Below are 24,524 nucleotides of genomic sequence, written 5' to 3'. Positions count from 1 at the left end.
TCAGCCGGGTGCGTGCCCGGGCGCTCGCCCAGGCTTTGTCAAGTGTACGCCTGCCCATGTCGCACCACGCGATGGCGGCAGCATCAACAGAGCGCGGTTGCAAAGCGCTTGTGGGTCGATTGTTGATGAATTGCGAACAATCCGTTTCTTTGGCAGGGCTTACCGAACCACCGTGGGGTGCCTACAGTTCCACCATCGATACATCCCTTGAACCACAACTTCTTTCAGGACGCTGCCATGACCACAGACACCACTCTCGCCCAACCCCTGCTGAACAAGCTGCAATGGCGCTACGCCGCCAAGAAGATGAACCCCGCCAAGAAGGTGCCGCAAGAGAAGGTGGAGCGCATTCTTGAAGCCGCCCGCCTGGCGCCCACCTCCAGCGGCCTGCAGCCGTTCGAGATCATCGTGGTGACCGACCCCGCTGTGCGCGCCAAGATCCAGCCCATTGCCTGGAACCAGGCCCAGATCACCGACGGCTCGCACCTGCTGGTGTTTGCGGCCTGGGACAACTACACGGCCGACCGCATCAACATGATGTTCGACCTGACCAATGACCAGCGCGGCTTCAAGAACGAAGGCTGGGAAAACTACCGCCAGATGCTGCTCAGCAGCTACCCCCAGCGCGACGCCGAAGTGAACTTCCAGCACGCAGCCCGCCAGGCCTACATCGGCATGAGCGCAGCCCTGATTGCAGCGGCGTTTGAAGAAGTGGACTCGACACCCATGGAAGGCTTCGACCCCAACGCGCTGGATGAAATCCTGGGCCTGCGTGCGCGCGGCCTGCGCAGCGTCGCCATCTTGCCGCTGGGCTACCGCGCCGACGAAGGCGACTGGCTGGTGAACCTGAAGAAGGTGCGCCGCCCCCGCGAGCAGTTCGTGACCGAAGTCTGAGGATCTCCTCCTCAGGCACAAAAAAGGCTGGACAGTGGTCCAGCCTTTTTTTTTGCGTGGGGAGCCTCAGCGTGTGGCGGGCGCTGCATCCGTCACGCGGCGCATGGGTGTGAGCACAAAGGCCAGTGCCGCCAGCACCACCAGCGTTCCGCCGCTGGCCGCGAACAGCTGGGTGAGCGTGATGCTCTTCATCACCCAGCCCGTCACGGCGGCAGAGATCGGCGCCAGGCCCATGAAGATGAACATGAACAGGCTCATCGCGCGGCCCAGCAGGGCTGGGGGGACCCGGTGCTGGATCCAGGTGAACACGCTCACCTGCATGAAGCCGCCGAGCAGTCCGATGACCAGCATCAGCACTGCGCCTTGCCACACGGCGGTGATCAGACCCAGCGGCATGAACAGCGCGCCAATGATGGCGTCGAACGCAAGAATGGTCATGCCCAGGCTGCCAAATCGCAGCCGGGGCACCATGCCCGACACCACCATGCCCAGCAGCGTTCCCGCGCCGTGGGCGCCCACGATGACGCCGAAGGCGGCGGCACCGAGCTGGGGGCTACTGCTGGCCAGCACCGGAATGGCGATATGGATGGGACCCATGATGAACAGGGCAATGGCGCTCCAGTACAAAAAGCAGGTGCGCAGCTCGCTGTCGCGCCAGAAGTGACCGAGGCCCTGCGCCACCGAAGCGAGCACCGCCTGTGGCGCGGCCGTGGGGGCAGAAAGGTCCGCAAGGCCCGCACGCGTCTGCACCTTGGACAGCGTCCAGGCCGACACGGCGAAGCTCAGCGCATCCAGCGCGAAGGCGATGCCGATGCCAGTGGCGTTGGCGTGTGCTGGCGCATCCGCGGCGGTCTGGCCTGCACCACCGGCGCCAAACAGTGCAATCAGCAGCCCCGCCAGCAAAGGCCCCAGGAACATCGTCAGCTGCCGCATACCCAGGCTGATGCTGTTGGCAGCCTGCAGTTGGGGGCGTGCCACCACCGATGGCATCATGGCCGTGCCTGCCGGAATGCTGAAGGCCGTGGCGAGGCCAATGCCCAGCGATAGCGCGTACACCATCCACAACGACAGCGTGTCCGCAAACACCAGCCCCGCCAGTGCGGCCAACAGCACCAGGTTGACGTATTTGGTGATCATCAGCACCTGCTTGGGCGAGTGGCGGTCGACCAGCGCGCCGCCGATGAGGATGAACAGCGCGCGCGGCACGCTGATGAGGGCCAGCACGGTGCCCAGCACCAGCGTGTCGCCCGTCATCTGCAGTACCAGCCAGGGCAGCGCAATCAAAGTGAACTGGTCGCCCAGCATGGACAGGGCAGAGCCGCCAATCATCCAGCGGAAGTTGGGGTCCTGCAGCAGCGCGGCGCGCGGGTCTGCGGGTGGGATTGCAGGGCCTGCGCCGGGTGGGTGGGCAGGACGGGGTGAGGTGTCAGGTCGCATGAACGAGGTCTCCCAAAGAATGACGGGTGTGCGTTCGCCCCGTGAGCAAGCTGCCCACAGCGGTAAAACGCACGCAAAGGTGGTAACTGGCCAGGCACAGGGCGGTCGTGGCCAGCACATTGATCAGCATCTTGGCCGGGGCTGGAACGGGCAGGCTGTACAGCAGCGCACCCAGGCCCATCGTGAGTGGCAGGTGCACCAGGTACACCCAGTACGAGCTGTCAGCCAGGTAGGCCAGCCAGGCACGGGGCTGGCCGACATGGCGCAGAAACAGCCCGATCAGCGCAAAGCTCCAGAGCCACGACGCGCTGTTGTAGGCCAGGGCCATCCAGAACTGCAGGTGGCGCGTGGCCGATACGGGTGCGGCCAGCAGATCGGTAAACGTCCCGGTGACCAGCACCAGCACAAAGGCCGATGCCTCGGGCTGAGCCAGTACTTCCGAAAGCAGTGCAGTGACCAGAAAGCCCACCAGCCCCAAGCCGGCCAGCGCAGGCCAGTGCCGTTCGTAGTGCGCCATCAGTGCCTTGCGGTGCACGTGCAGGCACAGGCCAAAGCCGTAGAACAGCCCGTTGTGTATCCATTCCGCCAGCGGTGGCAGGAAGGACCCGCTGGGCGTGACGATGCCGTGGTCGTAGCCTGCGCCAATCCACGCCAGGGGCAGCGTGAGCATCAGCAGGCCCGCAGGTGTGCCGCCGAGCCAGAGGGCCCCGCGTTGCAGGGCCTGCTGCAGCCCTGCGGGCAATGCGCGCACCGCCCTCCATGCCACGGGCGTCAGCAGCGCCAGCCACAGCAGCATCCACAAGAACCACAGGTGCATGGTGGCTGGGCCTTGGGGCACGTTGGGGCCTCGGGGCAGCAGGCTGCGGTCTACACCCCAGGTGCCATAGGCCATGCGGTGCAGGAACATCAGCCCGAGCAGCGCACAGGCCACGAACAGCGGCGGCCAGAACAGCGCAAAAGGCAGACCGAGACGGCGCAGGCGGTTGCGCAACATGCCAGCCAGCCCCTGGCGTTGGACCAGCGCCGCTACAAAGAACCCGGCGAGGATGAAGAACAAGGGCATGCGAAAGGCATGGATCACCGCCACCAGCAGGTCCGCCAGCGGGCTGGACCGGTCGTCGTGCCAGGGCAGGGGCGACGGCCGGCTCATGTAGAGCACCGAGACATGCAGCACGATGCCCAGCCACATCATGGTGGCGCGCAGGTTGTCCAGGGCGTGCAACCGCCGGGTGGGGGCGGAGGGGCTGGAAGAGGGTGTCGATCCGTTCATGGGGACCGACTGTGGGGCCTCACGTTGCGTGAGGGTCAAGCACTTTTCAGTGGTTTTTTTGCAGACGGTGTGAGTGTCTCAGCGGCGCGCAGCGACTGTCGCAGCCATGGCGGGAGTGGGTGTGGCCAGCGCGAGCGCCGCCTGCAGGTAGGCGCGCACGGGCGCGCTCAGCGGCGAGCCCGCCTGCAGCAGCGGCTCGTTGGCCGACGCTGTGAGCAGCTTTTTGCGCAATTGCGCATCGCCGCGGGTCAGCTGGTCGAACAGCGTGTTCCAGCGCAGGGCCGCAGCCGCTGCGTCGGTGTGGTTAGTGGGGATTTGGCGGTCCAGCAACTGTTGCACGTCACGTTCCAGTGCCGCCCACGCGGTGTGCGGCACATGGCCCAGCGTGCGCAGGTCGTCGCGGGTCAGGTACTTCTCCAGCAGCGCCAGGCGCAGCTTGATGGCGGTTTCCACGTATTCGATCATGTCGCCGGGCGGTGCGTGGTTGCGCCCCTGCGCGCTGGGCTCGGTGCGAAACATGTGGCCCCAGCGGTCCAGCAGGTCCAGGTCGCCCCCCATCCAGTGCAGCATCAGCGCCATCCAGCGGTAGGCCAGTGCCTGCACCTCGGGCGCATCGGGAGGTAGCTGGCGGTCCATGGCGCTGCGCACCAGGTCTTTGACAACGAGCCAGTCGGCCTCGATCAGGCTCCAGTTGGTGAAGATCTGCTTGAGTTCGGTGGTGCTGAAGTATTTGCCGTAGGTGGTCATCAGCGCCAGCGCCTCGAGCCAGTTGCCCATGTCGGGCTCAGCACCCGCCATGAGGCCGTCGCGCAGCATGGTCAGGCGCCCGCGCAGTTCTGTGGCCTGGGTGATCTGCTGGTCCAGCGCCCGGATCTGCTGGCCGATGATGCGCTGGGGTGCCACCCCTTCGCCCGCCAGCAGCTCGGCAATGTCGCTGAGCGCCAGGCCCATCTGGCGCATGGTCTGGATGCCATGCAGCCGCTGCACGTCGGCCTGGCTGTACAGGCGGTACCCCGCGTCCGACCGGCCCGAGGGCTTGAGCAGCCCGACCTCGTCATAGTGGTGCAATGTGCGCACCGTGAGGCCGGTGCGCCGCGCGAGGTCACCGACCTTCAGCAGCATGGGGTCAGCGGCCCACGGAGATCAGCTCGATCTCGAAATTCAGCGTGGCGTTAGGGGGAATGACGCCACCCGCACCCCGGGCACCGTAGGCAATGCCGGGGGGGCAAGTCAGCTTGGCCTTGCCGCCCGGCTTCATGCGTTGCACGCCTTCGGTCCAGCAAGGGATCACGCCATTGAGTGGGAACGAGGTGGGTTCGCCGCGTTTGTAGGAGCTGTCGAACTCCTTGCCGTCGAGCAACGTGCCCTTGTAATGCACCTTGACCGTGTCGGTGGCCTTGGGCGATTCGCCCGTGCCGTCTTTGAGCGATTCATAGACCAGGCCGCTGGCCGTGGTGACGGGTTTGGAGGTCTGGGCCATGGCGGCGGGAGCCATCACGGCGGTGGCGAGCAGAAGGCACAAGAGGTTTCGCAAAGGAGGCTCCTAAAAGGGTGAATCACAACGCAGCCCGCGATCTTATGCGTGTTCCAGCACCTGCCTGTACGGGCCTCCAACGAAAAAAGCCCTGGGCGAGCGGGCTCCAGGGCTTGCAAGAGCAATGGCGGTGGCGGCAGACCGTGCCGCCGTGGCCTTCGTTGCAGGGTCAGGCGTAGTCGCTCACCGGGATGCAGCTGCAGCTCAGGTTGCGGTCACCCCACACGTTGTCCACGCGGCCCACTGGCGACCAGTATTTGTTGCTGCGCAGCGCAGCCACGGGGTAGGCAGCTGCCTCGCGGGTGTAGGGGCGGTTCCACTCGCCGCACAGCAGGCTTTCTGCGGTGTGCGGGGCGTTCTTGAGCGGGTTGTTGTCCTGCGGCAGCTTGCCTGCTTCGATCTGGCGGATTTCTTCGCGGATGGCGATCATCGCGTCGATGAAGCGGTCCAGCTCGGACAGGGTCTCGCTCTCGGTAGGCTCCACCATCAGCGTGTTGGGCACCGGGAAGCTCAGCGTGGGCGCGTGGAAGCCGTAGTCAATCAGGCGCTTGGCCACGTCTTCGGCCATCACGCCGCTGGTGTCCTTCAGGCTGCGCAGGTCCAGGATGCACTCGTGTGCCACATGGCCGTTCGCGCTCGCGTACAGCGTGGGGTAGTGGTCCTTGAGGCGTGCGCTGATGTAGTTGGCGCTCAGGATGGCGGTCTCGGTAGCGGCCTGCAGGCCTTCGGCGCCCATCATGCGGATGTACATCCAGCTGATGGGCAGCACGGCTGCGTTGCCCAGCGGCGCGGCGCTGACAGCACCCACGCCACCAGGCACGCCCGCCGTGGCATGGCCCGGCAGGAAGGGCACCAGGTCCTGCACCACGCACACGGGGCCCACGCCGGGGCCGCCACCGCCGTGGGGAATGCAGAAGGTCTTGTGCAGGTTCAGGTGGCTCACGTCACCGCCAAACTCGCCGGGGGCCGCCACGCCCACCAGGGCGTTCATGTTGGCACCGTCCACGTACACACGGCCGCCATGGCTGTGCACCAGGGCGCACAGCTCTTTGACGCTGGTCTCGAACACGCCGTGCGTGCTGGGGTAGGTGATCATCACGGCGGCCAGGTTGGCGCTGTGCTGTTCGCACTTGGCTTTCAGGTCCACCAGGTCCACGTTGCCGTTGGCATCGCAGGCGGTCACCACCACTTGCATGCCCACCATCTGGGCACTGGCGGGGTTGGTACCGTGGGCACTGCTGGGGATCAGGCAGATATTGCGGTGGCCTTCGCCACGCGATTCGTGGTACCCCTTGATGGCCAGCAGGCCGGCGTATTCGCCTTGCGAGCCTGCGTTGGGTTGCAGGCTGATGCCTGCATAGCCCGTGGCCTGGCACAGCCAGGCGCGCAGTTGCTCGTCCAGCTGCTTGTAGCCCTGTTGCTGGTCTGCGGGGGCGAAGGGGTGCACGTTGGCAAACTCAGGCCAGGTGATGGGGATCATCTCGCTGGTGGCGTTGAGCTTCATGGTGCACGAGCCCAGCGGGATCATGCTGCGGTCCAGTGCCAGGTCCTTGTCGGAGAGCTGGCGGATGTAGCGCAGCATGCCGGTTTCGGAATGGTGGGTGTTGAAGACGGGGTGTGTGAGGTAGCTGCTGGTGCGGCGCAGCTCGGTGGGGATCAGCGGTTCCACGCCCTTTTCAAACGCATCGAAGGTGGGCAGCGCCTGGCCGTCCTTGGCGAAGATCTTCCACAGCAGCTCGATGTCGGCGCGTGTGGTGGTCTCGTCCAGCGAGATACACAGGTACTCCTCAAAGTAAATCCGCAGGTTGGCGCCCAGGCTGATTGCCTTAGTTGCTATGGATTGTGTAGCGCCCTGGGTGTGCAGGCTCACGGTGTCGAATGTGGCCTGTGCACGCACAGGCGCACCCAGCTGCTGTAGCCCTTGCGTGAGGATGGCGGTGTAGCTGGCCACACGCTGTGCGATGCGCTTGAGTCCTTCGGGGCCGTGGTACACGGCATACATGCTGGCGATCACGGCGGGCAGCACCTGGGCCGTACAGATGTTGGATGTGGCCTTTTCGCGGCGGATGTGCTGTTCGCGGGTTTGCAACGCCAGCCGGTAAGCAGGTTTGCCATGCACGTCCACGCTCACACCCACCAGGCGGCCGGGCAGGCTGCGCTTGTATTCGTCGCCGCAGGCCATGTAGGCGGCGTGGGGGCCACCGGCGCCCATGGGCATGCCAAAACGCTGGGTGGTGCCCACCACGATGTCGGCACCTTGTTCACCGGGCGGGGTGATGAGCGTCAGCGCCAGCAGGTCGGCGGCCACGATGAAGGCGGCCTGCTTGGCATGCGTTTTTTCCACGTCGGCGCGCAGGTCGTCAATGCGGCCGCTGGTGGCGGGGTACTGGGCCAGCACGGCAAAGTAATCGCCGTCCAGCAGGGTGTTCCATTCCTCGGCCGAATTGGCCAGGCGCACTTCCAGGCCCAGGGGCTTGGCGCGGGTCTGGATGACTTCAATGGTTTGCGGGTGCGCGTCGCCTGCCACCACAAACACGTTGCTCTTGCTCTTGACCGAGCGCTTCGCCAGCGTCATGGCCTCGGCGGCAGCGGTGGCTTCGTCCAGCATGGATGCGTTGGCAATCGGCATGCCCGTCAGGTCGCACACCATGGTCTGGAAGTTGACCAGGGCCTCCATGCGGCCTTGGGAGATTTCGGCCTGATAGGGCGTGTAGGCGGTGTACCAGGCGGGGTTCTCCAGAATGTTGCGCAGGATGACGCCAGGCGTGTGCGTGCCGTAGTAGCCCTGGCCGATGAAGCTCTTGAGCAGCTGGTTCTTGCCCGCGATGGCCTTGAGTTCTGCCAATGCGGCCGCTTCGGCGAGCGGCGCAGGCAGGTCCATGCCCCGGCTGCGTGCAATGGAGCGCGGCACGATGGATTCGATGAGTGCACGGCGCGAGGCCTCGCCGATCACCGACAGCATGTGCGCTTCGTCGGCCGCGTCGATGCCGATGTGGCGGGGCAGGAATTCGGTGGCGTTTTCAAGCGCGCCAAGGGGGGTGGCGGATTGCATCAGCATGGGGCAGTCTCGTAGGTCGCAGCGGGTTGGGGACGTTGCCGGGGATGAGGCTCGCACCCAGCAGGGCGGCGTGCCGGGCATGGCCCGGCGCCATGCCCTCTCAGTCGGCAGGGATCAGGCGTTCTTGGCGAACTCGGTGTATGTGGCTTCGTCCAGCAAAGCGTCGAGCTGGCTCGCGTCGGCCAGCTTGACCTTGAAGAACCAGCCAGCGCCCAGTGGGTCGCTGTTGGCCAGCGACGGGTCGGCGCGCAGGGCTTCGTTCACTTCCACCACTTCGCCGGTGACGGGCATGTACACATCGGCGGCGGCCTTCACGGATTCGACGACGCCGGCCACTTCGCCCTGGGCAAAGCTCTTGCCCACTTCGGGCAGGTCCACAAACACCACGTCGCCCAGCGCGTCTTGCGCGTGGACGGTGATACCCACCACCGAGGCGTTGGCATCAGCGGCGTTGATCCACTCGTGGTCTTTGGAGAATTTGATCGTCATGGGAAGCTCCTCAAGCAAAGGAAAAAAGTAAAGGAATCTGCAATGTAAGCGGGTGCGGGCGCAGTCCGGTCGATGCGTCTGGCGAAATCAGCCGCGGTAGTAGTTGGCGGGAACAAACGGCATGGCGCGCACTTCCATGGGCACCACCTTGCCGCGCACGATGGCGTTGACGCGGGTGCCGATGGCTGCAAAGGCGGGCGTGACGTACCCCATCGCCACGGGTTCGTTCACGGTGGGCCCCAGCAGGCCGCTGGTGACCTCGCCAATCTTTTGGCCGTCCGTGCTTTGCAGTTCGGTGTGTTCGCGCACCGGCACACGCTCCAGTGCCACCAGGCCCACGCGCTTGGCGGAAAGGCTGGCAGGGTTGTCGATTTGCGCCAGCACCTTGTCGGCGCCCGGGAAGCCACCCGCACGCACGCCGCCGGTGCGGCGGACCTTCTGGATCGCCCAGTTCAGTGCGGCCTCGGATGGCGTGGTGCTGGTGTCGATGTCATTGCCATACAGGCACAAGCCAGCCTCCAGGCGCAGCGAGTTGCGAGCGCCCAGGCCGATGGGCTTGACCTCGGGCTGGGCCAGCAGGGCGCGGGCGAGCGTTTCGGCCTGCGCGGCGGGCACGGAGATTTCAAAACCGTCCTCGCCGGTGTAGCCGCTGCGGGTCACAAAGCAGTCGCAGCCAGCAATGTTGAATGCTCCACCGGTCATGAACACCAGCTTCTCCACGCCGGGCGCGAGGCGGGTGAGGGCGACGGCGGCCTGTGGGCCCTGCAGCGCCAGCAGGGCGTGGTCCGGCATGGGCACCACCTTGCAGCGCTGGCCAATGCGGGTTTGGATATGGGCAATGTCGCCGACCTTGCAGGCGCCGTTGACGATGACAAACAGGGTGGGTTCGCCATCCTCCACGCCCTGGTTGAAGAACATCAGGTCGTCGATGATGGTCCCCTCATCGGTGAGCAGCAGGCCGTAGCGCTGTTTGCCCACGGGCAGGTCGATCACGTCCACGGGCACCAGGGTTTCAAACGCCGCAGCAGCGTCGGCGCCGACAAGCTTGAGCTGGCCCATGTGCGACACGTCAAACAGGCCGGCTGCGGTGCGGGTGTGCACATGCTCGGCCACCAGGCCTGCGGGGTACTGCACGGGCATGGAATAGCCTGCAAAAGGCACCATGCGGGCACCCAGCTCGACGTGAAGGGCGTTCAGGGGCGTAGTGAGCAGGGGGGCGGTGGCTGACATGGCGGACTCCGGGGCAAATGGGGGCCGTGACCATCAACGTGGTCACGGGATTTGCCCTGCTGTCCGCTTTACCTGAGAGATTCACCGCAGCGCCCTGGCTGGCCGTGCGGTTTGCTCCTTCGGTGGATGGCCTGCACACAGGTTTTTACTGTGGGGCCATCTCTCTCCAGCAAGGGAACGCCCGCATCGCTGCGGGCGGTTGTCAGTCCTTTTGCCTGAGCGTTCGGCGGGTGCCTGCGCCTTCGGCGGTGCTGCGCGTCCTGAGGACAAGACGGAGCACTCTCTCCTGACCCGATGATTCTAACTACTTTGCGTAGACCAGATCCCGGAGTGCCAGCGAGATCGATGGCACATAGGTGATGATCATCAGGCACACCAGAATCACTCCGACAAAGGGAAGCAGGTGCTTGATGATCCGGTCCAGCGAAATTCTGGCCACCGTGCAGGCTGCGAACAGGTTCACTCCAAAAGGCGGCGTGATCATTCCAAGTGCCAGGTTCACCACCATGATGAGACCGAAGTGCACAGGATCAATACCGAAGTGCATGGCCACAGGCGCCAAGATGGGGGCCAGCACAATGATCGCCGCGCTGGTCTCGATGAACATGCCAATCACGAACAGCGCTGCGTTGACGCCCAGCAGGAAGAGGGCGGGGGACTGCAGCACGGCCTCCAGCCACCTGCCAATCGCGTCTGGCACGCCAGCCCGCGTGATGAGGAACGCAAACAGCCCCGCGTTGGCAATGATGAACATGATCACTGCCGATGAGATGGCCGACTTGCGCAGAATGGCGAACAGGTCCTTGAGCTTGATCTCGCGGTAGATCACGACACCCACAACCAAGGCATAGAACACTGCAACGGCCGATGCCTCGGTGGGGGTGAACACACCGCCATAAATGCCGCCGAGGATGATCACGGGCATCAGCAATGCCCAGCCCGCCTGCAGCGTGGCTTTGCCAAAGGGCATGCGCCCATCGCCGTCGTTTTTGCCCCAGCCCTTGTACTTGCAGTACAGCCAGACAAACAGCATCAGTGCACCGCTGATCAGCAGCCCGGGGCCGAAGCCCGCGATGAACAGCTCACCAATCGACACCTCGGCACTCACGCCGTACAGGATCATCGGGATGGAAGGCGGGATGATCACGCCCAGCTCGGCACTGGTGGCCTGTAGAGCAGCGGCGTAACTCGTGGGGTAGCCGTGCTTGATGAGCGCAGGAATCAGGATGGCGCCAATCGCAAACGTGGTGGCGACCGACGAGCCCGACACGGCCGCAAAGATCATGCAGGTCAGCACACAGGTCATGGGCAGGCCGCCCTGCACGCCGCCGACGATGCTCTTGGCAAACTCCACCAGACGGCGCGAGATGCCGCCAGTTTCCATCAGGTTGCCCGCGAGGATGAAGAAGGGGATGGCTGCCAAAGGAAACTTGTTGATGGCTCCGAACATCTCCTTGACGGAGATGAGCATGTTCGCATTGGAGGCCTGGATGCCCAGGATGGAAGCCAAACCGATGGACACAGCCACTGAGACGGTGAGTGCAAAGCACAGCACCATCGTTGAAATCATGACTAAACTCATTGAGCAGTCTCCAGTTCCATACGCAGGGGATCAATGAGGTTGCCGATGATGCCGACCACACAAAAAAGGCCCCCCACAGGCATGGCGAGGTAAGCCCAGAACATGGACACGGATTCCAGCCCGGCCATGCTTTGCACGCCGCCCCGGCGTGCATAGTCCCAGCCGTACCAGATGATGATGCCGATGAGGACCAGGGCTGCCAGTGCGACCACCCAGTCCAGCACCCGTTTGATGCGCGGCGGACTCCAGCGGTACAGCACGTCCACACTCACCATCGCGCCCTGGCGAAACGCGGCCGGAATGGCCAGGAACACCATCCAGATCAGGCTGAAGCGGATGAGCACTTCGGTCCATTCAGCAGGCTGCTCCAGCACAAAGCGGGTCACGATCTGGAACATGCCCAGGGCCGAAGCCAGGGTCAGCATGGCGCAAGCGCCCAGCATGGCGATGAAGGTGGTCCATCGCTCAAAGGTAAGAAAAGCGTTTTTCATGGGGCGGTGCCAACCATGGGTAGGTGGGAGGTGATCAGAACCATCGATCGTTCAAGAATAAAAACGCCCGATAGCGCAATGGCTACGGGCGTTATCAGCTACAAAGGTAATAGCAATGAACAGAATTATTTGACGTCGCGGATCTTGTCGATGGCAGCCTTGCCGAACTGCTTTTCAAACTCGGCGTTGACGGGGGCCAGTGCCGCCACAAACTTGGCCTTGTCCACGTTGTCGATCACGGTCATGCCCTTGGCGCGGAGGTCGGCCACGCCCTTGGCGTCGTCTTCGTCCACGCGTGCACGGTTGGCCTTGGTACCTTCTTTCGCGGCATCGATGAAGGCCTGCTTGTCCGCCGCCGAGAGCTTGTCGAAAGCTGCCTTGTTCATCACGAAGATGCAGGGCGAGTACACGTGGCCGGTGAGCGTGAGGTGCTTTTGCACCTGATCGAACTTGGCCGAGATGATGACGGACAGCGGGTTCTCCTGACCGTCCACCGTGCCTTGTTGCAGCGCCGTGAACACTTCAGGGAAGGCCATGGGCGTGGTGATGATGCCGAAGCCCTTATAGGCGGCTATGTGCACGGGGTTCTCCATCGTGCGCATCTTCAGGCCCTTCAGGTCGCCGGGCTCTTTCACGTCGCGCTTGCTGTTGGTCATGTGGCGGAAGCCGTTCTCGGCCCATGCCAGCGCCTTGAAACCCTTGGCGTCAAACTTGGACAGCAGGTCCTGGCCGATGGGTCCATCCAGCACCGCGCGTGCATGGGCCTTGTCGCGGAACAGGAAGGGGACATCCAGGATCTTGGTCTCAGGCACAAAGTTGGGCACTGGGCCTGTAGAACTGAACGCCAGCTCTTGTGTCCCCAGCTGCACCGCTTCAATCGACTCTCGCTCGCCACCCAGTGCACCGTTGTAGAAGGTCTGTACCTTGTAACGGCCCCCTGTGCGTTTTTCGACCTCTTTGGCAAACGTGTCGATGGCTACACCCTGGTGGGAGTTCTGGGCCGTCGAGATGCTGATGCGCATAGTGGTCTGCGCAGCAGCGGTGGCCACAAAGCCGAGCGCAAGGCTCAGTCCAACGACGAGTTTGGTCAATTGCATGGTGTCTCCTGTTGATGTTGGGGCAGGGGAACGGGGCACTTGGGCTCCTTGCAGAGCCACCCCTGGCCTCAGTCAAATTATGGCGGTGCAGCATGGCCGCAGGCATCCGGGTTTGTGCTGGTAAGCGTGCTTATCAACTGGTCAACCCCGCGTTTGCAGTTGCATTGGCGACACCTCTTTGGAATGGGGCGCCGAGGTTCGTACACAGGACGCATGCCGCCGACGGATGCAAGCGGCTATTCAATCTGGGGAGGCATCTGGAATGCCAAGGGCCCCGTGCTGGCGGTAACCAGCCGGGGCCTTGTCAATTTGTGCGCTCCGGTAAGAGCGCCTTGATGGAAGAAGTATGCGCCGGGTGTTGCAGATGAATTTGCTGAACTTGGTGCATTTCGCCGAATGTGCAGAATAATTTTCTGTATTCGCATGATTTGCTGAATAATCCGGCCGATGGATCGACTGGATAGAAAAATTCTCGCTGTCTTGCAGGCCAACGCTCGCGCCAGCCTGCAAGAGATAGGGCAGGCCGTGGGCTTGAGCCCGTCGCCCTGCTGGGGGCGCATCAAAAAGATGGAAGAGGCCGGTGTCATCCAGGGCTACACGGTGCGCATCAACCCCCAGTCGCTGGACCTGGCCGACACGGTGCTGGTGCAGGTCACGCTCGACAGCCACTCCGACAACACGCTCGAAAAGTTTGGCGAGACACTGGCCAGCATTCCCGAAGTGATCGAGGCGCACCTGGTCTCCGGTGACTACGACTACCTGCTGCGCATCGTCGTCAAGGACACCCGTGATTACGAGCGCCTGCTGCGCGAGAAGCTCTACAAGATCAAAGGCATACGGCACAGCCGCTCCAGCTTTGTGCTGCGGACCTTGAAGAAGGCAGACCTGCCCTTGTTCACCGGGTAGGCCGGTGGTGTGGCGTGGCAAGACGCCACAGGTTCCTTGCAGAAAACTGGCAATGCACTTTTAGCCAGCGCCCCACTGCGAGCAGTTCTGCGTTGTGTCCTTGAAATGCGACGGCACAATGGCTTTTACAGCGCGGTGTTTGCCGGAAAAAGGCATGTGGATTCCGACACCGCGCACCATCACAGTGCGCCCGTCTGGGCAGTGCGCAAAGCCGTTGGTACACAGGCACACCCAGCCCTTCCGAAAAACACCATGAACCTGCGTTTTGTCGAAGCCTTCTACTGGGTGGCCTCTCTCAAAAGCGTGACACGCGCCGCCGAGAAGCTTTTCCTGACCCAGTCCGCGATGTCCAGCCGCATCTCCGCACTCGAAGAGGAGCTGGGCGTGCTGTTGCTGGACCGGCGTGACAAGCACTTCAAGCTCACGGTGGCCGGTGCTCGGTTCCTGGTGTACGCCAAGCGCATGCTGGAGCTACAGCGCCAGCTCAAGACCGAGATGGGATCAGGCGGCCCTTTGGAAGTATCGATTCGTCTGGGCGCCATCGAATCGGTACTGCACTCGTGGCTCATTCCGTGGGTGGAACAGCTGCGCAAGGACAACCCGTTGCTGGAGCTAGAGCTGACGGTCGAGACCACCCCCGTGTTGCTCGACCAGATCCGCCGCGGCACGCTGGATGCCGTTTTCGCAGCCCTGCCGGCGGCCGCGGATGGCATCCGCAGCCAGGCGGTGACGCCCATGGAGATGGTGTTTGTGGGCAACAGCAAAACGCACCGCAAGCGCCGCTATGCGCTGGAAGATTTTGCAGGCGCTGACATCCTGACTTTCCAACGTGGCTCGCAGCCACACGTGTCCCTGCTCGACACGCTGCGCCAGGCCCAGGTGGAGCCGCGTTGCGTGCACACCATCTCGTCGATTTCTGCGATGGTGCAGCTGGTGCAGGGCGGCTTTGGTGTGGCCACTTTGCCGCGCCTGGCAGTGCAGCGCCTGCTGGCGTTTCCAGACCTGCGTGCACTGGCTTGCGACACCGCACTGCGGCCGCTGCCCATCCATGTGAGCTACCGCGAAGACCCCTCGTCACCCGCCATGGAGGCCGTGGTGCGGTCGGCGCTGGACTTCATTGAGCAGCAACAGCCCGCGCCAGCCCGCCGCCCTCGCAAGGGCTGAGCCTTTTGTCAAAAAGCTTCGATGCACCCTGTCGGGTGTGCGCGGCGCATGCCATTTTTTCCTGCAATCCAGGGATTCGTTGATGTCAGGGTTTACCCGTAAATTCCCTCCCAGGGTTTTCCCTTGGCACCAAGATGGTTCGCCTCTCCCCAATGCAGTGCATGGAAAAAATCGATGAGCTGATAGAAATTTTTTGAATTTGCCAGGGTCGTTCACCCCCCAACACAATCTGCCCAACGTCATGCAATTGACATTTCTCAATGCAAGGAAAAACGGTGGACTTCGTTCAAGAAAATTCGCTCGCGGTGTTTGGTTCCGAAGGTGCCAGCAACCCGATCCATGTCCGTGACACCATCCGCAAGGGCCTGTGGACATCGCATACCAGTGGTCTCGCGGATGGCCATGTCCAGGGCAACGTGGTCATCCTCCCCGAGGTGCTTGCCAGTGACTTCCTCCGGTTCTGTCAACGCAACCCCAAGCCTTGCCCTGTACTGGCGGTCAGCGAGCCCGGACAGTTCGCCTTGCCCTCGCTGGGCAAAGGTATCGACATCCGCAGCGATGTACCGCTCTATCGCATCTGGCGTCACGGTGAAATGTCGGAAGAGGTGGCGGACATCGCCAGCCTCTGGCGATCTGACTTGGTCACCTTCGTTCTCGGTTGCTCGTTCTCGTTCGAGTCCGCGTTGATCGAGGCAGGGATCCGCCTGCGCCATATTGACGAAGGAAAGAACGTGGCGATGTTCCGCACCAATGTGCAAACCGAGCCCGCTGGCCCCTTTGGTGGCGCCATGGTGGTGACCATGCGTCCCATGCCGGCAGCAGATGTGATTCGGGCTGTACAGGTCACCTCGCGGTTTCCCAATGTCCATGGCGCGCCTGTGCATATCGGTGACCCGGCACTCATCGGCATCGCCGATCTGGCCCATCCCGACTACGGGGATGCCGTGGCGCTGATGCCCGGTGAGATCCCTGTTTTCTGGGCCTGTGGCGTGACACCGCAATCGGCCATCCTCAATGCCCAGCCGGCCTTCTGCATCACCCACGCCCCGGGTTGCATGCTGGTCACCGATCTTCTTAACCACCAACTTGCCAGCTTCTAAGCGGCTTACCCCCAGGAGTCTCCCCATGAAAAAATTTGCACTGTGTATGACGGCTGTCCTCAGCGTGTGTGCGGCCCAGGCCCAGGTCAAGTGGGACCTGCCCACCGGCTACGGTGCTAACAGCTTCCAGACGCAAAACGTGCAGCAGTTCGCCGATGAAGTGGACAAGCTCACTGGCGGCAAGCTCAAGATCACCCTGCACCCCGGTGGTTCGCTGTACAAGGCCAACGAGATCAAGCGTGCGGTGCAGACCGGGCAGGTGCCTTCGGCAGAGTTCATCCTGTCGGGCGCCACCAACGAGAACCCGTTGTTTGGCGTGGACTCCATTCCCTTCCTGGCGACCACTTATGCAGAGTCCAAGCGCCTGTACCTGGCCGCCAAGCCCGCGCAAGAGAAGCTGCTGGCCGCCCAGGGCGTGAAGGTACTGTTCTCCGTGCCATGGCCCGGCCAGTCGCTGTATTCGCTCAAGCCGGTGAGCACGCCCGCAGACTTTGCCGGCACCAAGATGCGCGCCTACAACCCTGCCACCACGCGCATTGCCCAGCTGCTCAAGGCGCAACCCGTGACGATCCAGCTGTCCGAGCTGGGCCAGGCCCTGGCGACCAACACGGTGCAGAACTTTCTGACGTCGAGCGCCAGCGGCGTGGAGTCCAAGCTGTATGAGCAGGTCAAGTACTTCTACCCCGTCAGCGCGTGGCTGCCGCGCAATGCCACGGTGGTGAATCAGAAGGCCTTTGACGCCCTCGACAAGCCCCTGCAGGATGCCGTGCTCAAAGCCGCAGCTGCCGCCGAAGAACGCGGCTGGGCCACCAGCGAACGTGTGGACAAGGAGTTCATCAAGGAACTGTCGGCCAAGGGCATGACAGTGGCCGAGCCCAGCGACAGCATCAAGAAGGAGCTGGCGAGCATCGGCGAATCCATGACCGCCGACTGGGTGAAATCGGCCGGTGCCGAGGGGCAGGCCATCATCGACGCCTACCGCAAGAAGTAGTCACTTCTGAACATGTCTGAAGGCCCCCACGGGGCCGGGTAGCGCACCGCGCGCTACCCCCGCAATTTCATTACCGCTCCCCCTCTTTTTCAAGCGTTACAGGAGTACGCCATGGACAAGCTCGTCCGAAATTTCTACAGGCTGCTGATGCTGCTGTCCGGCCTGTCGATGCTGGCCGCGTTCGGCGCAGTCACGCTGGGCGTTTTTGCCCGCGAAGTCATCCACCTCAACATCGACGGACTCGACGCTTACGCGGGTTACGCCATTGCCGCCGCCTTGTTCTTTGCGCTGCCCAGCACGTTGCAAAACGGCGATCACATCCGCGTGACGCTCATCCTGGACAGGCTGCCCGCCCGCTGGCGCAGTGCCTTCGAGTGGTTCTGCCTGGTCAGTGCGCTGGTGTTGTCCGTGTACATCGCCTGCTATGCCGTGCGGTCGGTGTGGATCTCCTACATCACCCATGACATCTCGCCGGCAGCCGACGCCTCGCCGCTGTGGATTCCCCAGATCAGCATGGCCATGGGCTGTATTGGCTTTGCGCTGGCGTTTGCCCATGCGCTGGTGCTGCGCTTCCAGGGTGTGGCGTTCATGGCTGTGTCCGAAGCAGCCCGTTCCGAATAACCCGATCCAGGAGAACTCATCATGGACGTCATCATTGCCTTGGGTCTGATCGTGGTGCTGTTCGCAGTGCTCGGATCGGGCCTGTGGATCGGCCTGTCACTGCTGGCAGTGGCCTTGGTCGGCATGGAGTTTTTTACCAACCGCCCGGTGGGCGACAGCATGATGCTGACCATCTGGGGGTCTACCTCCAGCTGGACGCTGACGGCTCTGCCGCTGTTTTTGTGGATGGGCGAGATCCTTTTCCGCAGCAAGCTGTCAAGCAGCATGTTCAAGGGCCTGGCACCGTGGCTGGAGCGCCTACCAGGCCGCCTTTTGCATGTGAATGTGGTGGGCTGCACCATCTTTGCCGCGATCTCGGGCTCATCGGCCGCTACCTGCGCCACCATCGGCAAGATCACGCTGCCTGAACTCAAGCAGCGAGGCTACCCCGAAGATATCTCCGTGGGCACGCTGGCTGGTGCGGGCACCCTGGGTCTGCTGATTCCGCCGTCGATCATCATGATCGTCTATGGCGTGGCGGCCAACGTTTCGATCTCCAAGCTGTTCCTGGCAGGGGTGATTCCGGGGCTGATGCTGGCTGCGCTGTTCATGGGCTACATCATCGTGTGGGCCCTGTTCAACAAAGACAAGGTGCCTGCGCCTGACGCCCGTCTCAGCTTTGTGCAAAAGCTGTATGCGTCCCGCCACCTGATTCCGGTCGTGTCGCTCATCGTCGTGGTGCTGGGCGCCATCTACAGCGGCATTGCCACCGCCACCGAAGCTGCGGCGCTCGGTGTGGCCGGGTCGTTGATCCTGGCCAAGATCGAGGGTTCGCTGAACTGGGAGCGTTTCAAGGAAGGGCTGGTCGCCGCCTGCCGCGTGTACTGCATGATCGGCCTCATCCTGGCGGGTGCCGCGTTCCTCACGCTGGCCATGGGCTTCATTGGCCTGCCACGGCACCTGGCCGAGTTCATCGGCGCGCTGCACCTGTCGCCCTTTGCGCTGATGCTGCTGCTCATCGTGTTCTTCATTGTGCTGGGCTGCTTCCTGGACGGCATCTCCATGGTGGTGCTGACCATCGCGGTGTTGCTGCCCACGGTGGAGGCCGCAGGCTTTGACCTGGTGTGGTTCGGCATCTTCATCGTGCTGGTGGTCGAGATGGCGCAGATCACGCCGCCTGTGGGCTTCAACCTCTTCGTGTTGCAGGGCATGACGCGGCGCGAAGTGACCTGGATCGCACGCACGGCGCTGCCTCTGTTTGCTCTGATGATCGTTGCGGTCGTGATGACGTACTTCGTGCCGGATGTCGTGCTCTGGCTACCACGCCAGATGCAGGGCTGACCCCCAGCACCCACGCCTGAAACGTCCGCGCAGGAGTTCCCCATGAAAACTTTGGTGTTGTTGGCTGCGTTCGCCGTGGCCCCGGTGCTGCACGCCCAGACCCAGTGGAAGCTGGCCACGGGCTACCGCGCGGAGTCGTTTCATACCCGCAATCTCGTGCAGTTTGCGCAGGATGTGGAGCGTGCTTCGGCCGGTGCGTTGCGCATCGAGGTTCACGCCAACAACGCCTTGTTCAAGCTGAACGAGATCCCCCAGGCCGTGCAGGAGGGCAAGGCCCAGGCGGGAGAGACCATCATGACCAACCTGGTGCGGGACATCCCCATCGCCGGGGCGGATGCCGTGCCCTTTGTGGTGCGCAGCTATGCCGACGCGCGGCGCATGTGGGACGTGCAGCGGCCGTTGATCGAGTCGCACATGGCCAGCAAGGGGTTCAAGGCGTTGTACGCCGTGCCCTGGCCGCCGCAGGGGCTGTTCTCGATCAACCCCGTGCGCTCGTCCGCCGACTTCAAGGGCACGCGCATGCGCACCTACAACCCCGGCACTGTGCGCATTGCCGAACTGCTGGGCGCCACGCCCGTGGATGTGCCCATGGTCGAAGTCAACCAGGCTCTGTCGGCCGGCAAGCTCGATTCCATGATCACCTCGGCCCTCACCGGGGTCGAGAACCATGTCTGGGGACAGATCAAGCAGTACTACGGCATCAACGCCTGGTTTCCCAAGAACATCGTGTTTGTGAATCAGCAGGCTTTTGACGCACTGCCTGCACCCGCACGCCAGGCGGTGACCAAAGCCGCCGCCGAGGCAGAAACGCGCGGCTGGGCCATGAGCGCTGCGGTGGCCGAAGAGTCGGTGGCCGAGCTGCAGCGCAAGGGCATCAAGGTGGATCGTGCGCCAGCGGATTTTGATGCCGAACTCAAGCGCCTGGGCGAACGGTTCTCGCGCGAGTGGGTGCGCTCGGTGGGCAGCGAGGCCAACCAGATCTTCATCCCGTACTACACGCAGCGCTGACCTTTCCTGCACGCCTTTCAGGAGAAGCACCATGCACACGCCCTCGGACACCATAGAGATGTACCTGCGCGCCAAGGACCTCAATCGCCCGCACCTCATCGCGCAAGCCTTTGCCGGTGGCGCGCTGCTGCAGATGGAGATGCGCCAGGGCGAAGGGCATGCCCTGGCCTGCACCCTGGGCCGCGAGGCCATTGCCGAGACGCTGGTGCGCAACTTTGGCCGTGCTTATGAAAACGCCTACACCTTTTGCCTGACCGATCCCCCGGCACCGGCCTGCACAGACTTTCAATGCCTTTGGCTGTCTGCCATGACTGCCAAGGACAACCGCGCCGTGTGCGTGACTGGCGGCCAATACCACTGGCGATTTGCCCCTGGCAACCGCCTGGCGCAGGAGCTTCGCATCGTGATCGACACCATGCAGACCCTCCCGCCGGTAGACATCTTGCCCGTGATGGCCTGGGCCGCCTCCTTGGCTGGCCCCTGGTGCCCCGTCGAGCTGGCCCTTGCCACCGCTCCCCCCATTCCTGCCGTGTGGCAGGTCATGCAAAGGCTGGCGCCCGCCAGCGTTGCCATGGCCTAGCCACACCGCCACCACGTCTTTCAACTTTTTTATCTCGGAGCCACTACACATGACCACCATCACACCCCAAACGCACACCCCACGCTGGCAGTTCTGGATCGACCGGGGCGGCACCTTCACCGACATCGTGGCCAAGCGACCCGATGGCTCGCTGACCACCCACAAATTGTTGTCCGAGAACCCCGAGCAGTACAAGGACGCGGCCGTGGCAGGCATTCGTCACCTGCTGGGCCTGAAGCCTGGCGAGCCCGTCACCCCCGCGCAGGTGGAATGCGTGAAGATGGGCACCACCGTGGCCACCAACGCGCTGCTGGAGCGCAAGGGCGAGCCCACGCTGCTTGTCACCACACGCGGCTTTCGCGATGCACTGCGCATCGCGTACCAGAACCGCCCGCGCCTGTTTGACCGCCACATCCAGCTGCCCGAGCTGCTTTACACCGAAGTCATCGAGGCCCGCGAACGCATGGGCGCCCATGGTGGCGTGCTGCAGAACCTGGACGAAGCCACCTTGCGCGGTGACCTGCTGGCCGCCTACGGTCGCGGCCTGCGCAGCGTGGCCATTGTGTTCATGCATGGCTACCGCTACACCCAGCACGAGCAGGCGGCCAAGCGCATCGCACAGGAAGTGGGCTTCACGCAGATCAGCACCTCGCACGAAACCAGCCCCATGATGAAGTTCGTGAGCCGGGGCGACACCACGGTGGTGGATGCCTACCTTTCTCCCATCCTGCGCCGCTACGTGGAGCAGGTGGCCAGCGAGATGCCGGGCGTCAAGCTGTTCTTCATGCAGTCGTCCGGTGGTCTTACCGATGCAGGCACCTTCCAGGGCAAGGACGCCATCCTCTCCGGCCCAGCAGGCGGCATTGTGGGCATGGCGCGCACGGCGGGCCTGGCCGGACACGAAAAGGTCATCGGCTTTGACATGGGCGGCACGTCCACCGATGTGAGCCACTACGCCGGTGCGTTCGAGCGCGAGTTTGAGACCCACGTGGCCGGTGTGCGCATGCGCGCCCCCATGATGAGCATCCACACGGTGGCGGCTGGCGGTGGCTCGGTGCTGGCCTACGACGGCGCCCGTTTTCGCGTCGGCCCTGAGAGCGCCGGCGCCAATCCAGGCCCGGTGAGCTACCGCCGAGGCGGCCCGCTGGCTGTGACCGATGCCAACGTGATGGTCGGCAAGGTGCAGCCCCGTTACTTCCCGAGTGTGTTCGGCCCCGCAGCCAACGAAACGCTGGACGCCGATGCGGTGCGCGCGCGATTTGAAGAAATTGCTGCGCAGACGCAGCGTAGGCCCGAAGAAGTGGCCGAAGGCTTCATCCAGATTGCCGTGCAGCAGATGGCGAACGCCATCAAGAAGATCAGCGTGGCGCGCGGTTACGACGTGACGCGCTACACCCTGCAGTGTTTTGGTGGCGCCGGTGGGCAGCATGCCTGCCTGGTGGCAGATGCCTTGGGCATGTCGCGCGTATTTGTACACCCGTTGGCTGGGGTGCTCAGCGCCTACGGCATGGGCCTGGCCGATCAGACCGTGATCCGCGAGCAGGCGGTGGAGATGCCGCTGGCGGCTGAATCCCTGCCACTGATCGCTGAGCGCCTGGATACGCTGGGTTCTGCCGCGCAGGCCGAGCTGGAGCGCCAGCAGGTCAGTGCGAACCCGGTGCAGGTACGCCACAACGTGCATGTGCGCTACGAGGGCACCGACTCGGCCCTGGTGGTGCCTTTTGGCGACATGGCCAGCATCCAGACGGCCTTTGAGGCCGCCTACCGCCAGCGTTTTGCGTTCCTCATGGCGGGCAAGGGCCTGGTGGTAGAGGCCGTGTCGGTCGAAGCCATGATTGCAGGCGACGCTCCCGCCGAGCCGCGCCTGCCCGTGCACCCGCACCGCAAGCACCCGCAGCGCGAGATGGTGAAGATGTACTCGGGCAGCGCATGGCACGACGCTGCCTTGGTAGTGCGCGAGGACCTGCACCCCGGCGACGTGATCCCCGGCCCGGCCATCATTGCCGAGAAGAACACCACCACCGTGGTGGAGCCCGGCTGGTCTGCGCGCCTGACCGACCTGGACCACCTGGTGTTGGACCGCGTGACGGCCCGCAAGGTGCAGTACGCCGCAGGCACCACGGTGGACCCGGTGCTGCTGGAGGTGTTCAACAACCTGTTCATGAACATTGCCGAGCAGATGGGGCTGCAGCTGCAGAACACGGCGTATTCAGTCAACATCAAGGAGCGTCTGGACTTCAGCTGCGCGCTGTTCGATGCAGCCGGCAACCTGATTGCCAACGCGCCCCACATGCCCGTGCACCTTGGGTCAATGGGCGAGAGTATCAAGACCGTGATCCGCGAGAACGCGGGCAAGATGCACCCGGGCGATGTGTACATGCTCAACGACCCGTACCACGGTGGCACCCACCTGCCCGATGTGACAGTGATCACCCCGGTGTATGTGGCCGAGGGCAACGAGCCCACGTTTTATGTGGGAAGCCGGGGCCACCACGCGGACATTGGCGGCACCACGCCGGGCTCCATGCCACCGTTCTCCACGCGCATTGATGAAGAAGGTGTGCAGATCAACAACGTGAAGCTGGTGGACCGGGGCATCTTTCTGGAAGAGGAGGTGCGCACCCTGCTGGCCACGGGCGGCGGCACCACGCCGTACCCCAGCCGCAACCCGCAGCAAAACCTGGCCGACCTGCGCGCACAGATCGCCGCGAACGAGAAGGGCGTGCAAGAACTGTCGAAGATGGTGGACCAGTTTGGCCTGGATGTCGTGCAGGCCTACATGCGCCATGTGCAGGACAACGCCGAAGAGTCCGTGCGCCGTGTGATCACGCAGCTCAAGGACGGCAGCTTCACCCTGCCGCTGGACAACGGCGCGCAGATCAGCGTGTCGGTCAAGGTCAATGTGGCCGAGCGCAGTGCGGTCATCGACTTTGCAGGCACCAGTCCGCAGCAGATGAACAACTTCAACGCCCCCCGTGCCGTGTGCATGGCGGCCGTGCTGTATGTGTTCCGCACGCTGGTGGACGATGACATTCCGCTCAACGCCGGTTGCCTCAAGCCCCTGCAGGTGATCATTCCGCAAGGCTCCATGCTCAACCCCAACCCGCCGGCCTCGGTGGTGGCAGGCAATGTGGAGACCTCCACCTGCATCACCAACGCGCTGTTTGGCGCCTTGGGCGTGATGGCGGGTAGCCAGCCCACCATGAACAACTTCACCTTCGGCAATGCGCAGTACCAGTACTACGAAACCATTGCCGGTGGTAGCGGTGCGGGCGCGGTGCTGGACGCCTCGGGCCAGGCGGTGCGCGGCTTTGACGGCACCAGCGTGGTCCAGACCCATATGACCAACTCGCGCCTCACCGACCCCGAGGTGCTGGAGTTCCGCTTCCCGGTGGTGCTCGACAGCTACGAGATCCAGCGCGGCTCGGGCGGCGCAGGCCGCTGGGCGGGTGGCGATGGCGGCGTGCGGCGTGTGCGTTTCCTTGAGGCGATGACGGCCAGCATCCTGTCCAACGGGCGACTGAACCCGGCCTTTGGCATGGCGGGCGGCCAGCCCGGCAGGCCTGGTGCCAACCGCGTGCTGCGTGCCAATGGCCAGGTGGAGGAGCTGGGCCACATTGGCGCGGCGCTGATGGAGCCCGGCGATGTGTTCGAGATCGCCACCCCCGGCGGTGGCGGCTTTGGCGAATGTGTCACGTCCTGACGTGATGGCCCGCTGACCCCGGTGGGGCAGGTGTTGTGTGCTCTGAGCC

Annotated in this window: 20 protein-coding genes and 2 riboswitches; of the genes, 10 read left to right on the top strand and 10 right to left on the bottom strand. The window is 63.6% G+C overall.

Features of this window, described 5'->3' with window-relative positions; all coding sequences use genetic code 11:
* Window positions 1–237: 237 nt before the first annotated feature.
* A complete protein-coding gene (locus N4G42_RS15020; protein WP_056067837.1) occupies window positions 238–894 on the top strand; it encodes an NAD(P)H-dependent oxidoreductase in 657 nt (218 codons plus the stop codon).
* A gap of 66 nt (window positions 895–960) precedes the next feature.
* Here N4G42_RS15020 and N4G42_RS15015 read toward each other — a convergent pair whose 3' ends face one another.
* The 10 genes from N4G42_RS15015 to N4G42_RS14970 form a co-directional block, all read right to left on the bottom strand.
* Window positions 961–2,331 (bottom strand): MFS transporter, encoded by a 1,371-nt coding sequence (locus tag N4G42_RS15015; RefSeq protein ID WP_260667747.1) that lies wholly within the window; start codon window positions 2,329–2,331, stop codon window positions 961–963.
* Window positions 2,321–3,601, bottom strand: coding sequence for an acyltransferase family protein (locus tag N4G42_RS15010; protein ID WP_260667746.1), 1,281 nt, complete (start codon window positions 3,599–3,601; stop codon window positions 2,321–2,323). Before N4G42_RS15010 ends, N4G42_RS15015 begins: the two co-directional genes overlap by 11 nt.
* Window positions 3,602–3,679: 78 nt before the next feature.
* On the bottom strand, window positions 3,680–4,723 hold the full coding sequence (locus tag N4G42_RS15005; protein WP_116749683.1) for a MerR family transcriptional regulator: 1,044 nt from the start codon (window positions 4,721–4,723) through the stop codon (window positions 3,680–3,682).
* Between the two features lie 4 nt (window positions 4,724–4,727).
* Window positions 4,728–5,135, bottom strand: a complete 408-nt coding sequence (locus N4G42_RS15000; protein ID WP_260667745.1) for an FKBP-type peptidyl-prolyl cis-trans isomerase — start codon at window positions 5,133–5,135, stop codon at window positions 4,728–4,730.
* Window positions 5,136–5,304: 169 nt separating this feature from the next.
* Complete coding sequence (gene gcvP / locus N4G42_RS14995) at window positions 5,305–8,193, bottom strand: aminomethyl-transferring glycine dehydrogenase (protein WP_260667743.1); 2,889 nt, start codon at window positions 8,191–8,193, stop codon at window positions 5,305–5,307.
* Window positions 8,194–8,307: 114 nt separating this feature from the next.
* Window positions 8,308–8,682 carry a glycine cleavage system protein GcvH gene (gene gcvH / locus N4G42_RS14990; RefSeq protein WP_056067689.1) on the bottom strand — a complete coding sequence of 125 codons (375 nt, stop codon included), beginning with the start codon at window positions 8,680–8,682 and terminating at the stop codon, window positions 8,308–8,310.
* Between the two features lie 87 nt (window positions 8,683–8,769).
* Window positions 8,770–9,912, bottom strand: a complete 1,143-nt coding sequence (gene gcvT / locus N4G42_RS14985; protein ID WP_260667742.1) for a glycine cleavage system aminomethyltransferase GcvT — start codon at window positions 9,910–9,912, stop codon at window positions 8,770–8,772.
* 49 nt (window positions 9,913–9,961) lie between these two features.
* Window positions 9,962–10,092, bottom strand: a riboswitch (glycine riboswitch).
* A gap of 13 nt (window positions 10,093–10,105) precedes the next feature.
* Window positions 10,106–10,211, bottom strand: a riboswitch (glycine riboswitch).
* Between the two features lie 5 nt (window positions 10,212–10,216).
* Window positions 10,217–11,494: a TRAP transporter large permease gene (locus N4G42_RS14980; RefSeq protein ID WP_260667741.1), complete on the bottom strand. Its 1,278-nt coding sequence runs from the start codon at window positions 11,492–11,494 to the stop codon at window positions 10,217–10,219.
* Window positions 11,491–11,985 (bottom strand): TRAP transporter small permease, encoded by a 495-nt coding sequence (locus N4G42_RS14975; protein ID WP_056067696.1) that lies wholly within the window; start codon window positions 11,983–11,985, stop codon window positions 11,491–11,493. Before N4G42_RS14975 ends, N4G42_RS14980 begins: the two co-directional genes overlap by 4 nt.
* Before the next feature lie 125 nt (window positions 11,986–12,110).
* Window positions 12,111–13,082, bottom strand: a complete 972-nt coding sequence (locus tag N4G42_RS14970; protein WP_056067699.1) for a TRAP transporter substrate-binding protein — start codon at window positions 13,080–13,082, stop codon at window positions 12,111–12,113.
* 447 nt (window positions 13,083–13,529) lie between these two features.
* Here N4G42_RS14970 and N4G42_RS14965 point away from each other — a divergent pair, with 447 nt between their 5' ends.
* The 9 genes from N4G42_RS14965 (at window position 13,530) to N4G42_RS14925 (ending at window position 24,475) form a co-directional block, all read left to right on the top strand.
* Complete coding sequence (locus tag N4G42_RS14965; protein WP_056067700.1) at window positions 13,530–13,988, top strand: Lrp/AsnC family transcriptional regulator; 459 nt, start codon at window positions 13,530–13,532, stop codon at window positions 13,986–13,988.
* 252 nt (window positions 13,989–14,240) lie between these two features.
* On the top strand, window positions 14,241–15,152 hold the full coding sequence (locus N4G42_RS14960) for a LysR family transcriptional regulator (protein WP_056067702.1): 912 nt from the start codon (window positions 14,241–14,243) through the stop codon (window positions 15,150–15,152).
* A gap of 305 nt (window positions 15,153–15,457) precedes the next feature.
* Complete coding sequence (locus N4G42_RS14955; RefSeq protein WP_108498210.1) at window positions 15,458–16,252, top strand: putative hydro-lyase; 795 nt, start codon at window positions 15,458–15,460, stop codon at window positions 16,250–16,252.
* A 25-nt stretch (window positions 16,253–16,277) separates the two neighbouring features.
* Window positions 16,278–17,243: a TRAP transporter substrate-binding protein gene (locus tag N4G42_RS14950; RefSeq protein WP_099730078.1), complete on the top strand. Its 966-nt coding sequence runs from the start codon at window positions 16,278–16,280 to the stop codon at window positions 17,241–17,243.
* Window positions 17,244–17,354: 111 nt separating this feature from the next.
* Window positions 17,355–17,864, top strand: a complete 510-nt coding sequence (locus tag N4G42_RS14945) for a TRAP transporter small permease (RefSeq protein WP_056067705.1) — start codon at window positions 17,355–17,357, stop codon at window positions 17,862–17,864.
* A gap of 21 nt (window positions 17,865–17,885) precedes the next feature.
* Window positions 17,886–19,184, top strand: coding sequence for a TRAP transporter large permease (locus N4G42_RS14940; RefSeq protein ID WP_192421486.1), 1,299 nt, complete (start codon window positions 17,886–17,888; stop codon window positions 19,182–19,184).
* Window positions 19,185–19,226: 42 nt separating this feature from the next.
* Window positions 19,227–20,192 carry a TRAP transporter substrate-binding protein gene (locus tag N4G42_RS14935; protein ID WP_260667739.1) on the top strand — a complete coding sequence of 322 codons (966 nt, stop codon included), beginning with the start codon at window positions 19,227–19,229 and terminating at the stop codon, window positions 20,190–20,192.
* Between the two features lie 31 nt (window positions 20,193–20,223).
* Window positions 20,224–20,772 (top strand): hypothetical protein, encoded by a 549-nt coding sequence (locus tag N4G42_RS14930; RefSeq protein WP_108498208.1) that lies wholly within the window; start codon window positions 20,224–20,226, stop codon window positions 20,770–20,772.
* Window positions 20,773–20,821: 49 nt separating this feature from the next.
* Window positions 20,822–24,475 (top strand): hydantoinase B/oxoprolinase family protein, encoded by a 3,654-nt coding sequence (locus N4G42_RS14925; RefSeq protein WP_260667738.1) that lies wholly within the window; start codon window positions 20,822–20,824, stop codon window positions 24,473–24,475.
* Window positions 24,476–24,524 lie beyond the last annotated feature (49 nt).

The organism is Acidovorax sp. K2F (assembly GCF_025246485.1).
In the GTDB taxonomy this organism is placed as follows: Bacteria; Pseudomonadota; Gammaproteobacteria; order Burkholderiales; family Burkholderiaceae_C; genus Acidovorax; species Acidovorax delafieldii.
This window is presented reverse-complemented; position numbering and strand designations above follow the sequence as displayed.